Genomic DNA, 13,735 nt, shown 5'->3' with positions numbered 1-13,735 from the left:
TTCACCCTATGGGGCCACGGGTTCGCTCCTGACCGCGCCCTGCCGGGCCCGCCGCCGCGGGGTCCGGCGAGGGGCCGGGCGACCGGTGCGTCCCGGTCGTCCGGAGGACGTGCTTCCCACCAACAGCGCAAAGCGCGCCCCGGGGCCATCGGGCGGCCGGACGCAGGGTGCGGCCGGTCGCGGGGGGCTGCGGCGCGCCGCTCGGACACAACCCGTTTCCTCCTGATATGCAGCTTTCCGCCCGTCGTCCTAGCCTGACCCGTATCGCTCAGGCAGTCGACGGCCGGTCAGCCGGCGGAGGGTGAGCTTCCATGGCGAAACGGAGTGCACGATCCGGATTGCTCGGCGAACTGACCGCCGAGTTCGCAGGCACGATGATCCTCATCCTGTTCGGCTGCGGCGTGGTGGCACAGGTCGTGGCGGGCGGGGCGCTCACGAGCCCGCCGGGCGGCCTCGGGGACCACGACAGCATCGCCTGGGCGTGGGGGCTCGGCGTCACCCTGGGTGTCTACGTGGCGGCGCGGCTCAGTGGCGCCCACCTCAACCCGGCGGTCACCCTGGCGCTCGCCACGTACCGCGGCTTCCCGTGGCGGAAGGTGGCGCCGTACGTCCTGGCCCAGACGGTGGGCGCCTTCGTGGCCGCTCTCCTCGTCCGCTGGAACTACTCCGAGGCGCTGGCGAAGGCCGACCCCGGACACACCGAGAAGACCCAGACGGTCTTCTCCACGCTCCCCGCGAACGGCAACCCCGCGCTGCCGGTCCACGAGTGGGGGGCGTTCCGCGACCAGGTCATCGGCACCGCCATCCTGCTGCTGCTGATCATGGCCGTCACCGACATGCTGAACACCCCGCCGGGCGCGAATCTGGCCCCGCTCATCATCGGCCTGGTCGTGGTGGCGATCGGTATGGCCTGGGGCACCAACGCCGGGTACGCGATCAACCCGGCCCGGGACTTCGGCCCCCGGCTGGCGAGTTTCCTCACCGGGTACAACGGCGCCTGGCGAGATCAGTACGGGAACCTCTACTTCTGGGTCCCGATCCTGGGCCCGTTCGTCGGCGGCCTGCTCGGCGCAGGGGTCTACAAGGCATTCGTCGGCCGGTTCCTGCCTTCCGCGGAACCCGAGCCGCCGGGACGCGTCCCGGCACCCGAGGACTGACCGCACCGGGCGGAGAGGTGGTACATCATGGCGGACTTCATCGGCGCGGTGGATCAGGGGACCACCAGCACCCGATTCATGATCTTCGATCACGGCGGCAACGAGATCGCCAAGCACCAGCTGGAGCACGCACAGATCCTCCCGCGCTCGGGCTGGGTGGAGCACGACCCGGTGGAGATCTGGGAGCGCACCAACTCGGTGATGCAGAACGCCCTGCGGTACGGCGGCCTCACGCCGGGCGACCTGGCGGCGATCGGGATCACCAACCAGCGGGAGACCACGGTGGTCTGGGACCCGCGCAACGGGCGCCCGTATTACAACGCCATCGTGTGGCAGGACACGCGTACGGACGCCATCGCCGCGGAGCTCGAACGCTCGGGCCGCGGGGACGTCATCCGCCGCAAGGCGGGACTGCCGCCGGCGACCTACTTCTCGGCCGGCAAGATCCAGTGGATCCTGGAGAACGTCGACGGCGTGCGCGAGGCGGCCGAGGCGGGGCACGCCCTCTTCGGCAACACGGACGCCTGGGTGCTGTGGAACCTGACCGGCGGCCCCGACGGCGGCATCCACGCCACCGACGTGACCAACGCGAGCCGCACCATGCTCATGAACCTGGAGACCCTCGACTGGGACGAGGAGCTGCTGGGCTTCTTCGGCATCCCCCGGGCGATGCTGCCCGCCATCAACCCCTCCTCGCACCCGGAGGCGTACGGCTCCACCCGTACCTCGCGTCCGCTGCGCGCGGCCGTCCCCATCGGCGGGGTGCTCGGCGACCAGCAGGCGGCGACCGTCGGACAGGTCTGCTTCTCCCCGGGCGAGGCCAAGAACACCTACGGGACGGGCAACTTCCTGGTGCTCAACACCGGGACGGAGTTGGTCCGCTCCCAGCACGGCCTCCTGACCACAGTGGCGTACCAGTTCGGCGACAGCCCGGTGGTCTACGCCCTGGAGGGCTCGATCGCGGTGACCGGCTCCGCGGTGCAGTGGCTGCGGGACCAGATGAAGATCATCAAGACCGCGGCCGAGAGCGAGGTGCTCGCCCGTTCGGTCGAGGACAACGGCGGCATGTACTTCGTCCCCGCGTTCTCGGGCCTGTTCGCCCCCTACTGGCGCTCCGACGCCCGGGGCGCGATCGTCGGCCTGGCCCGCTACAACGACAACGCGCATCTGGCCCGGGCGACCCTGGAGGCCATCTGCTACCAGAGCCGGGACGTCGTCGAGGCGATGGAGCAGGACTCCGGGGTCCACCTCGACGTGCTCAAGGTGGACGGCGGGGTCACCGCCAACGACCTCTGCATGCAGATCCAGGCGGACATCCTCGGCGTCCCGGTCAGCCGCCCGGTCGTCGCGGAGACCACCGCCCTCGGCGCGGCCTACGCGGCGGGGCTGGCGACGGGGTTCTGGCAGAACACCGATGAACTGCGCGCCCAGTGGCACGAGTCCGAGCGCTGGTCACCGCAGTGGTCCGACGAGCAGCGCGCGGAGGGCTACGCGGGCTGGAAGAGGGCCGTGGAGCGCACCCTCGACTGGGTGAAGGTCCCGTAGCCCCCGGGGCATCCCCGTCGGACGGAGCCGGGGGCGAGGGCCTGGAGAGCGGCCACCGCCCCCGGCTCCCGCCCGTCCCGGTGCCGTGCGCCCCGCCCGTGCGTCGCTCCCGTGCGTCCCGGCCTCCCCTGCGCCGCTCGCGCTCCTGGCCTCAGGCGGGCGGGAGGAGCATCTCCTGGAGGATGCGCCGCAGCTCGGCACGGTCCTGCGGGGCGATCCGCGCCAGCCTGCGGTCGTACTCCGCCGCCAGGGCGGCGCGTGCGCGGTCCCGCGCCCGGACACCCTCGGCGGTCGGTACGAGCCGGTGGCGCCGCAGGTCCGCGTCGTCGATCTCGCGCCGGACGAACCCCTTGGCGACGAGGTTGCGGACGTAGACCGTCACGCTCGCCCGGGGGAGCAGCAGGGCCGCGGCGATCTCGGCGGGATACGGCGACGCCTCCACCTGGTCCAGGACGAAGAACTCCTTCGTCTCCAGCCCGAGCTCCGTCAGCTCCTGTGCACAGGCGTCCATCACGACGCTCAGCAGCCGCTGGTTCAACGTCCACAGCTGCGCTCCGCCGATCGTCATCCGACGCCTCTCCGTGAAAGTGGTACGGTTTCGTATTAGTTCCAAATCGTATCAGTTGGTTCTCGTACCGCGTGCCCGTGAAGCACCGGCCCCAGGAAGGGCGACCCCCATGATCCGGCACATCGCGATCCCGCGCGGACCGATCGAACTCGCCGCCGACCTCCATCTGCCCGACGCCCCGGAGAGCGACGCGCCGCTGCGCGCCGTGGTGCTCTCCACGCCCGGCAGCAGCGTGAAGGAGCAGATCGGAGCGAACTACGCCGCGCGCCTGGCGGCCCGCGGCATCGCGGCGCTCGTCTTCGACCCCGCCCACCAGGGACAGAGCGGGGGTGAGCCACGCGATCTGGAGGACCCCTACCGGCGCGGCGAGGACATCTCGTACGCGATCGACGCGCTCACCACGGTCCCCGGTGTCGATCCGCAGCGCATCGGCGTGCTCGGCATCTGCGCCGGCGGCGGGTACGCGGTCCACACCGCCCGCACCGACCACCGCATCAAGGCGGTCGGAACGGTCGTCCCCGGCAACATGGGCACCTCGTTCCGGGGCTTCCAGCCCGCCGGCCCGTCCGCCGCGCTCGACACCCTCGCCGACGCGCGCGTGGAGGAGGCCCGCTCCGGCGAGCCGGCCCGCGTGAACTGGCTCCCCGACACCCTGGAGGAGGCGGCGGCGGCCGGCCTGACCGACATCGACACCACCCAGGCGATCACCTACTACCGCACCGGGCGGGGCGGCAACGAGCACTCCACCAACCGCCGCCTCGCGCGGGGCGACTCCCTCCTGCTGGGCTACGACGCGTTCCACCTGGTCGACCCGCTCATGACCCAGCCACTACAAGTCGTCCTCGCCGGACGCATCGGCAACACCGGCTCCTACGAGGCTGGCATGCGGCTGTGGGAGCTCGCCCCCGATCCGGTGGACCTCATGGTGATCGACGGCGCCGGCCACTACGAGATGTACGACGAACCCGCCTACGTCGACGCCGCCGTGGACCGGCTCACCGCCTTCTACGTCAGCCACCTGTGAGCCGTTCACCGCCGGCCGGGGCGCGGCCCCTTCGCACCTCGGGGGCCGGCCCCTCCGCCACCGGCCCCCGGTCAGTCGGGCTGCCGGTCCATGTGCGCGAGGACGCGGTTCGAGATCCGGGCGAGCGCGTCGAGTTCACCGGGGTCGAGGGCGTCGACGAACAGCCGGCAGACGTGCGCGGGAGCGGCGTCCTCGATCGCCTCGCGGCCGGCCGCGGTGGCGGCGACGAACGCGCCGCGCCCGTCGTCGGGACAGTCCTCCTCGGCCACCAGCCCGCGCTTGACCATCCGCCCCACCCGGTGGGACATGCGGCTCTTCTCCCACTCCACCGTTTTCGCCAGGTCCATCAGGCGCATCCGGCCGCGGTTCTCGGTGAGTCCGGCCGGCACGACGTGGCCGGACGGCGACATCCCGGAGTCGGTCCGGACAGCCCCGCACGCCGCGGGATCGTGCTCCCGATGCCCGCGCGGGAGTCGTCCTGCACCTTTCGGATGCACTGCCTCGGTGCAGCCATCGGGCCGTAGAGACCGCCGGCGACGGAAATCTAGCGTTGCCGTCATGACAACGAACCGGACCGAGCACCTCGGCACCCCTGCCTTCGCCCCCTCCCCCGGCGGATTCCGCGCGACGGTGCGCGCGCGCCCGCTGATCTCCTTCTTCGCCCTCGCGAACGGCATGAGCTGGGTGGCATGGCTGCCGTACATCCTGTCGCAGAACGGCCTCGGCGTCTGGGGCTACCGGTTCCCGGAGATTCTGGGGACCAGTCAGGTCCTGGGGGTCCTCCCGGGGGCCTACCTGGGGCCGATCGGCGCGGCTCTCGCGGTGACCGCGCTGGTCGACGGCCGGACCGGTCTGCGGGCCTGGGCGCGCCGGCTGTGGCGGTGGCGGGTCGCCGGGCGCTGGTACGCGATCACCCTGCTGGCCGTTCCCGCCGGAATGCTCCTGACCGGCCTGGCGTTCTCCGGCGGGCAGGTCGCCGCCCCGTCGGCCGCCGCGCTCACCGCCTTCGTGCCGGTGCTGCTGTTCCAGATGGTCACGACCGGTCTGGCGGAGGAGCCCGGGTGGCGCGACTTCGCCCTTCCCCGCCTGCAGAGCCGGTTCTCGCCGCTGCGCGCCGCCTTCGTCCTGGGCCCGCTGTGGGGGGTGTGGCACTTCCCGCTGTTCCTCACCGAATGGGGTGGCTACCCCGAGGCGTCCTGGACGCGGCCGCTGGTCTTCCTCGGCTTCTGCGTCGCGTTCAACATCGTGATGTCGTGGGTGTTCAACCGCACCGGGCAGAGCCTTCCGCTGTCCATGCTCATGCATGTGGGCGTCAACACCTTCGCGTCCGTGATGTGGACCGAGATGTTCCCCGGCCTGGACGGGGAACTCGCCCTCCTCGCGATGGGGGCCGGTGCGGCCGTCGCCGCGACGGCGATCGTCGTCGCCACCCGCGGCCGTCTCGGCTACGACCCGCTCGTTTCCTCGGACCAGGGCGATGCGGCACTGTCCGCCCGCCACGCGGAGCACGGCCCGGCCCGAACTATGATCGAGTCGTGACGACCGCGCGGCGACCTGGCACGACCCGCTCCGCAGCGACCGCTGCGACGACCGCGCTGAGCGCGCTGGCCCTCCTGTGGATCATCGCCCTGCTGGCGCGTGACGACCCGTCACTCGCCGGAGCCGCACTCGGTTCGGCCGTGTGGTGGGGGACGGCCGTGACGCTCGTCCTGCAGTCCGCCGGGCTCCTGTGGAGCCCTCACCGGGCGACCGCCGCGTTGGCCTGGACGGCCGTGCTCTCCGTCGTCCTTGCCGGAGTGTTCCCCGGCGGACTGTTCACCGTCACCGCGCTGCCGGTTCTGGTGGCCGCGTTCCTGGCTGCGCTGACCGCGCCCTGGCGGGGCGTGCGCTGGTGGGCTCTGGGCTCGGGTGTGCTGGTGGCCGTCGGGTACTTCGCCAACGGCAGCGGCGAAGGGCGCTCCGACGGTGCGGCTCTGGCGACGCAGGCGGTGCTCCAGGCGGCCCTGGTGGTCGGCCTGCCGCTGCTGCCGGCTTCGATGATCGCCGCGCAGCGCGCGACGCGGGCCGCACAGCAGGAGACGCTGGCGGCGGTCACCCGTGAGCGGGACGCCAAGATCGGTGAGGCCCTCGCCCTGGAGCGGGCGGCGATGGCGCGCGAGCTCCACGACATCGCCGCCCACCACCTGTCCGGTATCTCGTTGATGGCCTCCGCCGTCGCGCGCCAGACCGCCTCGGCGCCGGACGAGGCGCGATCCGGTGCGCTGCAGATCCGCGAGCAGAGCAACGTCATCCTGGAGGATCTGCGCCGCCTGGTCGGACTGCTCCGCGACGTGGGTCCGGAGGACCGGGGAGTCAAGACCCTCGCCACCGTCCCCGGTCTGATCGAAACGGCCCGCCGCACCGGAGCCCGTGTCGACTTCGATGTACGGAGCGACGAACGGCGGGATCCGGGGGCGGGGATCAGCCCGCTGGGCCAGCTCGCCGCGTACCGCATGGTGCAGGAGTCCCTGACCAACGCCGCACGTCACGCGCCCGGTGCGCACTGCGTCGTCACCGTGGACGACCGCGATCCGCGTCGGCTGCGGCTCACCGTCCGCAACGCTCCGCCCGTCCCCCGGGCCCGTCCCGCCTCCCGGGGGACGGGGTTCGGGATCGTCGGTATGAGGGAGCGCGCGTCGCTCATCGGCGGGGTCTTCGACGCCGGCCCGACCGGCGACGACGGCTGGGAGACCTGTATGAGCATCCCCCGCGAAAGCCACGACCTCCCGGAGCGGTCCGCATGATCCGAGTCCTCCTCGCCGACGACCAGCCTCTCGTCCGCGCCGGCCTGAGCGCACTGCTGAACGCGGAGGAGGACGTCGAGGTCGTCGGTGTCGCCGCGGACGGCGCGGAGGCGCTCGACCTGGCGACCGAACTGGTGCCGGACGTCGCCTGCCTGGACATCCGGATGCCGAAGATGGACGGCATCGACGTCGCGGCCCGCATCTGCGGCCCCGACGCGTCTCCCGCCGTCCCGGTGCTGATCCTCACCACCTTCGACATCGACGACTACGTCTTCCGCGCCCTCGAAGCGGGGGTCGCCGGGTTCCTCCTCAAGGACTCCGACCCCGACGAGATCCTGCGGGCGATCCGCCATATCGCCGCAGGCCACGGCACGCTCGACCGCACGCTCACGCGCCGTATCGTCGCCGAGTACGTGGAGCGGCGGCGCCTGCGCCCCGTGACGGCCGCACGGGCGATCGACGTCCTGACCGTCCGCGAACGGGAGATCCTGCTGCTCCTGGCGCAGGGCATGTCGAACGAGCAGATCGCCAGGGCCCTCGTGGTCGAGGTCGCCACCGTCAAATCACACCTCGCACGGCTGCTGCCCAAACTCGGCGTGCAGTCCCGCCTGCAGGCCGCCGTGTGGGCCTACCAGAACCGTGTCGTGACCGTGGACGACGCCGCGCGCTGAAGGCTGGCTTCTTCGCCGGTGCCGTGGTTGCGGCGGACCAGCACCTCATGGGGCCCGGGACCGCCTCGGCAAGGTCGGTGACGGCCCCGTGACCGGCCCGGTCAGTCCCGTCGTTCGGCGGGCGTCACGATCCGACCGGGTACGGCGGACGTCACCGTGTGGTGGTCAGCTCGCGAGCAGATCCTCGGAGACCTGCCACAGGTGCCGGGCTGCCCGGGGGTCCAGGGCGTGAGCCGCCACCCCGTCGGCCTCGCCGTCGGCCGGGACGACGTCACCGGGGAGCGCTTCGTTGCAGTTCTCGAAGTAGCGTCCACCGATGCCTTCCACGAGAGGGGAGGCCGCCAGGAGCACGGACGTGGCAGCTCCCTGCCGGGCGGTTCGCCACGGGTAGGCCTCGAAGATCTTCTTCTGTTCCGGGTCCGTCGGGGAGTCGTCGAGGTGGCGCTGCAGTGCCGTCCGGATTCCTCCCGGCATCAGGGCGTTGGCCGTGATGCCCAGGCCGGACCAGCGTCGGTGCGCCTCGACGGCGAACAGTGCGTTGGCGGTCTTGGACTGGCCGTAGGCGAGCCACGGATCGTAGGCGCGGTGGGTGAAGTGAATGTCGTCGAAGACGAGCGGGGAGGCCAGATGACCGCTGGAGCTGACGGCCACGATACGGGCTCCCTCAGCCGCGGCCAGGGCCGGTTGCAGGGCCAGAGCCAGACGGAAGTGGCCCAGGTGGTTGGTGGCGAACTGGTACTCCCAGCCCTCGGAGGTGCGCTGCAGTCCGGGCAGCGCCATGACGCCGGCGTTGTTGACCAGGATGTGCAGCGGGCCCTTCCACGAGGCCGCGAACGAGGCGACCGAAGCGGAGGCGGTCAGCTCCAGGGCCGCGACGTGCACGCCGGGGTTGCCGGTGGTGGCGGTGATGTCCGCGGCCACGGCACGTCCGGCCTCGACGGTGCGCACCGCGAGAGTGACCTCGGCACCGGCGCGGGCCAGGCTGCGGGCCGTCTCGACCCCGATTCCCGAGGCACCTCCGGTGACAACCGCGCGTTTGCCGGCCAGGTCGACGCTGCGGACGACCTCGTCGGCGGTGGTGTCCCGGCTGAAGCGTGTGGTGATACGGGCGTGCTCGGTCATGGAGTGTCCTGTCGTGTCGTGCACGGATGCGTGTCGGGGGTGTACGGCGCCTGGCGTTCCGGACTCGGCCGAGTCCGGGACGCCAGGCGCTGTTGCAGCAGATCGGTGTTGACCTGCGGGCTGACGTCCGTCTGTTCACGGTGCAGCCGACCCGAGCCGGGTGTGCCGTGTGACCGGCGCTCCCGGCGAGGACGTGTCCGGCGCGCGGGCCGCCCTGGGCATTGCGCAGGCCGGGTCAGATCCAGGTGGGTGCGTAGTCCTCGTCGTAGCGGGCGCCGAAGCCGCCGTGCGGGAGGATGTCGTTGATCGCGGCCAGTTCAGCGGCGGTCAGCGTGAGGTCGGCGGCGCGGGTGTTCTCCTCGACGCGCTTCGGGCTGCGGGTACCGGGGATGGGCACCGTGTGCTCGCCCTGTGCGAGGAGCCAGGCCAGGGCGAGTTGGGAGACCGTGGCTCCCTTGTCGGCCGCAAGCCCGCTGAGCCGTCCGACGGCCTCGACGTTCTTCTCGAAGTTGCCCGGCTGCCAGCGCGCATCGAGGTTGCGGATGTCCGTCGCGTCGTACTGGCCTGCGGGCTTGGCCCCGCCGGTGATGAAGCCGCGTCCCAGTGGTGCGTAGGCGACGAAGCCGATGCCCAGTTCGTCGAGGGTGGGGAAGATCTGCTCGATGTCCCGCTCGAAGAGGGAGTATTCCGTCTGCAGGACGGAGACCGGCTGCACGGCGTGCGCCCTGCGGATGGTCTCGGAGCCGGCCTCGCTCAGGCCGAAGTACTTCACCTTGCCCGCGTCGATGAGTTCCTTGACGGTGCCGGCGACGTCCTCGACGGGCACGTCCGGGTCCACGCGATGCTGGTAGAAGATGTCGATGTGGTCGACGCCCAGGTAGCGCAGGCTGTTGTCGGCGACCTTGCGCATGGTCTCCGGGCGGCTGTCGAGGGCGGCGCCGATCTCCTCGGGTGGCAGCGACATGTCGATGCCGAACTTGGTGGCCAGGACCACCTCGTCGCGGAAGTCCTTGACGGCCTCACCGAGCAGCTTCTCGTTGGATCCGGTGCCCCAGCCGTAGAACTCGGCGGTGTCGAAAAGGGTGACGCCCAGGTCATGGGCGCGCTGGATGGCGGCGACGCCCTGGGCGGTGTCACCGGGGCCGTAGGACATCGTCAGGCCCATCGTTCCGTAGCCGATCGCCGAGACCTCAAGGCCCTGGCTGCCGAGTGTCCTGTGCTGCATGACGCACTCCTCTGATCAGGTGGAGGAATTCGATTCGGGTGTCCGGCTGGGCCCGCGGTGCAGTACGGGGCAGCCGGATCCGGATGTCGAGCCGGAATGTGTTTCGGGGGCGCTGGGGCGCGGTCGGGACGCGCACACCACACGCGTGGACAGGACTGCACCGAGGAAGGCCGTGTGGGAGTGGGTGCCCCACACCCCCTGTGCGGTAGCCGTGCCGAGACGTACGCGGGAACGCACGACGCCGGCAGACTGCAGCCGTGGGAAGGTCCGCTGACGGCCCGTCCGGGAGAGGAAGGTCCTGCGCGGCCTGCGGCAGGACCGGTAGGAGGGGCTGCTGCAGGGCTCGTCGGTCGTCTCGGCGGGGCTGGGCCGCTTCACTCCTCACGGTGCCAGGAACACCTGCGGGCTGCCGGTGGTCCAGGAGATGCGCAGCGTGCGACGGGAGATACGCCAGCCGTCGGGGGTGCGTACGAGGTCGTCCTCGTAGGTGCCGCCGGTGTGGTAGTGGTCGCCGCCCCGGTGATGGTGGGCGACGATCTGTGTGGATGCCTTCGCGCCCGTGTCCGTGATGTCGACGCTCTGGGCACCCAGCAGGTGCTGCGTCGCGTCGAGGTTGCCGAACAGCTGGCGGGCGCCGTCCGCGACGGCGTCGCCCCCCGTGGTCAGACCGCTGAACTTCTCGCCGTCCGGCAGGTAGCTGTCGAAGACATTGTGTACCTCGGCGTCCTCGGTGAAGACGGACGCGACGCGGGCGAAGTCGCGACGGTCCAGGCCGAAGGCGTAGGTCGTGAGCAGGTCATGGATCTCGGTGCGGTCCGAGTCGTCGAGAACGGGGGTGTCGCTCATGAGGTTCCGATCGTGAGGGGCCTGAGGGGGAAGAGCCGAGGGCGGTTTGCGGGGCAGGGGCGCAGCCGGCTGGTCCGGTCGTTCCGGGGTGGATGGCTTGGCATGTCGTCGAACGGCGACGCGGCGGAGGGCTCCGGAGCCACAGCGCCTCGTCGGGCGGTTTCGGTGAGAGCGTCGCGCCGGGGTGCGTGTCGATGCCGGTGTGCGTGCCGAGGTGTTTCGTCGGCGACGCCCGCCGGCCGGCCGGCTGCGCCGCTCCGGAGCGGCCGGAAGGCCGGTGCCGATGAGGTGGCCCATCGCCCCGGGAGACCTGAGCGCCCCCTTCATCGGCGGTCTCCGTGCCGCGCGCGGTGGCTCACCGGTGTGCGGACCGGGCGGGCAGCCGGCGGACCCTGCTGCCCGTCCGGCCCGTGGTCGGCATCGGCCACCGTCGAGAGCGGCGACGGCCGTGTCTTCCACGGGCGTTGCCGGGCGGGCCCGTTGCCGCAGGGCAGCGGCCGGCTGGGGTCTGCCGGTCCCGGCCCGCAGAGCATGCGGTGGGCGGAGGGCCGGCGCCCTGCCGCTCTCTCCCGAGGGATGTCCGTCATCCCTGGGGGGACATCCCTAGATGCCGGCGAGGACGGTGGGGTCGCCCTCGGTCCAGGCGTTGTCGACGGTCACGCGCCGGATGACCCAGATCTCGCCGCTCCTGACGAGTGCGACGTCGTACCGGTTGGTCATCAGGACGTGCCGCGAGTGGTCCTCCCGGGGCAGATGCTGGCACGCCACGATCCCTTCCAGGTGTGCCGTGTCTCCGTCGAGGTTCACCCGCGGATTGCTCACGGAGTGCGTGGTGTCCAGGTGGCTGAGCGAACCCAGCAGAGCCGATGCGATGGTCTCCCGGCCGTTGATCGGCGGGTACTCCTGGCCCGCCTTCCTCGTGGCCGGGCCGAAGTCGGCCACGGCGTCCTCCGCGAACGCGGAGGCGAGAAGGTCCTTGTCCCGCAGGTCCAGGCCTGCGGCGTAGCGGTAGAGGGTCTCCACCACGGCGAGCTTGTCTGCCGTGGCCTGGAGAGAGGTGCTGCTGTCGGTCTCCGACATGGTGCGTCCGTTCTCGGTTGGCGGGTTGCTTCGTCTCCAGCACCGTAGACCACTATTCGACAGGTGTCGAATAGTGGTACCGTCGAGAACGAAGTCAGGGAAGGAGTGCCATGACCTACGTGAATCCCGGCGTGCGAAAGACGTCGGACACCGGCCGGGGACGGGAGCGCGCGAGGTCCGTGCCCGCGGCGACGGCCGTACCGGGTGGAATGCCCGGCACCGGGCGGATACCGGCGGCCGGGCCGCGCAGACGGCGGCCGACATCCGAGGCGGCGGAGCCGGATGACCGGCCTCGAAGTAGGGTGCGGTCATGGTGAGTGAGCAGCCTTCGACAGTGGAAGCGGATCCGCGCTTCACCCGCTCGCGACGGGCGATCGCGGACACGCTGGCCGATCTCATGGAGCGGACGCAGTCATGTCCTTCGGTCTCCGCACTGGCGGAAGCGGCCGGCATTCACCGCGCCACCTTCTACAACCACTTCGACTCGGTCGAAGAGGCCGCGGTGTACGTGATCGCGGAGGACTTCCGCGCCCTCCACGACCTGGACATCCGCGATCGGCAGAGGGGCGCGGACCCGACCGCCGTCGCAGTGGCCACGCTGAACTCCATGCTCGGCTCTCTCCGGCAGCGCAAAAGCCTCTTCCTGCTGGCTTCGACCTGGCGCTCGCCGAGCGGGCTGATGGGGATCGGCGACCTCCTCCTGGAGCAGCTGCACGCTCTTCGGCGCGACCTCGGTGTGGACGAGCAGGAGTCGGGCGCAAACAACTCGGTCGAGGACGTCTACACGGCCTCCGGTGTGCACGGAGTCTTCTCAGCCGCGGTGGGAGGCAACACCGACTGCGACCCGGAGGAGATCGCGGTCCGGCTGTACGACCTCCTGCCCCAGTGGATCCGCCGGCCACCGGAGCCGTCGACGCGCTGACGCGGCAACGCAGCCGGTCGTGACACCCGGCAGCCCCGACACCGTCGACCGCCCTACCCACCGGCACGTCTTGTCCTGACCGAGCACGCAGACCATTCCGGGCCCCGGCGTCCCGTCATGCCGCCCCGCAGCAAAAATCGGGGGCGGCATCCCGCCCCGGCCACGCACGACGGGCACCTGCTGCCCGCATCGGCACCCCCTTGCTCCGGAGCCTCGGCGCGCTCACCGTCACCAGCCCTGGCGATGACGCCTGCCCGCAGCCGGGCCATCGCCCCGTTCCGTACATGACGGACTCGTCGGCCGTCCCCGGTCGACGCGGCCCGACCCGACCCCACCACCGGGAGATCCCTGATGTCTTCTCACATCCCGCCCCACCCCGCGATCCGCTACCTGGGCGTCACCCTTGACTGCGCCGATCCCGCCGAACTCGCCGGCTTCTACAGCGAGGCGCTCGGCCTGCCCGTCACCGTCTCCACCGACGGCTTCGTGTTCCTGAGCCGCGAGGGCTCACCCGGGCTGGGCTTCTACCGTCTGGACGAGTACCGGGCCCCCAGCTGGCCGGACTCCTCGGTGCAGAAGCAGGCCCACCTCGAACTGGGGGTGGACGACCTGGACGCGGCCCAGGCCCGGCTCACCGCTCTGGGAGCCGTCGTCGCCGACCCGCAACCGCTGCCCGAACGGCGGCGCATCCTGCTGGACCCGGCGGGACACCCGTTCTGCATCACCCTCTGAGACCGGCCCCGGCGGCGGCACCGCGCGGGCGCCCGCGGGCGGCGACCCCCACCCCACACC

Annotated in this window: 14 protein-coding genes; 8 read left to right on the top strand and 6 right to left on the bottom strand. The window is 71.5% G+C overall.

Features of this window, described 5'->3' with window-relative positions:
* Positions 1-311 precede the first annotated feature (311 nt).
* Positions 312-1,157 (top strand): MIP/aquaporin family protein, encoded by an 846-nt coding sequence (locus tag ABZ172_RS23135; protein ID WP_356885928.1) that lies wholly within the window; start codon positions 312-314, stop codon positions 1,155-1,157.
* Between the two features lie 27 nt (positions 1,158-1,184).
* Entirely contained in the window at positions 1,185-2,702 is a 1,518-nt protein-coding gene (glpK, locus tag ABZ172_RS23130; RefSeq protein ID WP_356885926.1) for a glycerol kinase GlpK, read from the top strand.
* Between the two features lie 151 nt (positions 2,703-2,853).
* Here the strand turns inward: glpK and ABZ172_RS23125 are convergent, their stop codons facing one another.
* The gene (locus tag ABZ172_RS23125) at positions 2,854-3,270 is read right to left on the bottom strand and encodes a MarR family transcriptional regulator (protein WP_356885924.1); all 417 of its coding nucleotides are present in this window, start codon (positions 3,268-3,270) and stop codon (positions 2,854-2,856) included.
* Positions 3,271-3,379: 109 nt separating this feature from the next.
* On the opposite strand from ABZ172_RS23125, the gene ABZ172_RS23120 reads away from it, so the two are divergent.
* Positions 3,380-4,294 carry an alpha/beta hydrolase gene (locus tag ABZ172_RS23120; protein ID WP_356885922.1) on the top strand — a complete coding sequence of 305 codons (915 nt, stop codon included), beginning with the start codon at positions 3,380-3,382 and terminating at the stop codon, positions 4,292-4,294.
* Between the two features lie 71 nt (positions 4,295-4,365).
* Here the strand turns inward: ABZ172_RS23120 and ABZ172_RS23115 are convergent, their stop codons facing one another.
* Entirely contained in the window at positions 4,366-4,704 is a 339-nt protein-coding gene (locus ABZ172_RS23115; protein WP_356885920.1) for a MarR family transcriptional regulator, read from the bottom strand.
* 265 nt (positions 4,705-4,969) lie between these two features.
* On the opposite strand from ABZ172_RS23115, the gene ABZ172_RS23110 reads away from it, so the two are divergent.
* The 3 genes from ABZ172_RS23110 to ABZ172_RS23100 are packed head-to-tail and all read left to right on the top strand — an operon-like array spanning position 4,970 to position 7,748.
* The gene (locus ABZ172_RS23110; protein ID WP_356885962.1) at positions 4,970-5,833 is read left to right on the top strand and encodes a CPBP family intramembrane glutamic endopeptidase; all 864 of its coding nucleotides are present in this window, start codon (positions 4,970-4,972) and stop codon (positions 5,831-5,833) included.
* Complete coding sequence (locus ABZ172_RS23105; protein ID WP_356885918.1) at positions 5,830-7,077, top strand: histidine kinase; 1,248 nt, start codon at positions 5,830-5,832, stop codon at positions 7,075-7,077. The genes ABZ172_RS23110 and ABZ172_RS23105 overlap by 4 nt, the downstream gene beginning before the upstream one ends.
* Positions 7,074-7,748, top strand: coding sequence for a response regulator transcription factor (locus tag ABZ172_RS23100; RefSeq protein WP_356885916.1), 675 nt, complete (start codon positions 7,074-7,076; stop codon positions 7,746-7,748). The genes ABZ172_RS23105 and ABZ172_RS23100 overlap by 4 nt, the downstream gene beginning before the upstream one ends.
* 165 nt (positions 7,749-7,913) lie before the next feature.
* Here ABZ172_RS23100 and ABZ172_RS23095 read toward each other — a convergent pair whose 3' ends face one another.
* From ABZ172_RS23095 to ABZ172_RS23080, 4 genes are all read right to left on the bottom strand, one after another.
* Entirely contained in the window at positions 7,914-8,870 is a 957-nt protein-coding gene (locus ABZ172_RS23095; RefSeq protein WP_356885914.1) for an SDR family NAD(P)-dependent oxidoreductase, read from the bottom strand.
* A gap of 235 nt (positions 8,871-9,105) precedes the next feature.
* The gene (locus tag ABZ172_RS23090) at positions 9,106-10,095 is read right to left on the bottom strand and encodes an aldo/keto reductase (RefSeq protein ID WP_356885912.1); all 990 of its coding nucleotides are present in this window, start codon (positions 10,093-10,095) and stop codon (positions 9,106-9,108) included.
* Between the two features lie 381 nt (positions 10,096-10,476).
* Complete coding sequence (locus ABZ172_RS23085; RefSeq protein ID WP_356885910.1) at positions 10,477-10,941, bottom strand: nuclear transport factor 2 family protein; 465 nt, start codon at positions 10,939-10,941, stop codon at positions 10,477-10,479.
* Between the two features lie 603 nt (positions 10,942-11,544).
* Positions 11,545-12,021, bottom strand: coding sequence for a nuclear transport factor 2 family protein (locus tag ABZ172_RS23080; protein ID WP_356885908.1), 477 nt, complete (start codon positions 12,019-12,021; stop codon positions 11,545-11,547).
* Positions 12,022-12,331: 310 nt separating this feature from the next.
* On the opposite strand from ABZ172_RS23080, the gene ABZ172_RS23075 reads away from it, so the two are divergent.
* Positions 12,332-12,943, top strand: coding sequence for a TetR/AcrR family transcriptional regulator (locus ABZ172_RS23075; RefSeq protein WP_356885906.1), 612 nt, complete (start codon positions 12,332-12,334; stop codon positions 12,941-12,943).
* 351 nt (positions 12,944-13,294) lie between these two features.
* Positions 13,295-13,675 (top strand): VOC family protein, encoded by a 381-nt coding sequence (locus ABZ172_RS23070; protein WP_356885904.1) that lies wholly within the window; start codon positions 13,295-13,297, stop codon positions 13,673-13,675.
* Positions 13,676-13,735: the final 60 nt, after the last annotated feature.

Origin of the sequence: Streptomyces sp. NPDC006296 (genome assembly GCF_040613235.1) — a bacterium.
Taxonomy (GTDB): domain Bacteria; phylum Actinomycetota; class Actinomycetes; order Streptomycetales; family Streptomycetaceae; genus Streptomyces.
This window is presented reverse-complemented; position numbering and strand designations above follow the sequence as displayed.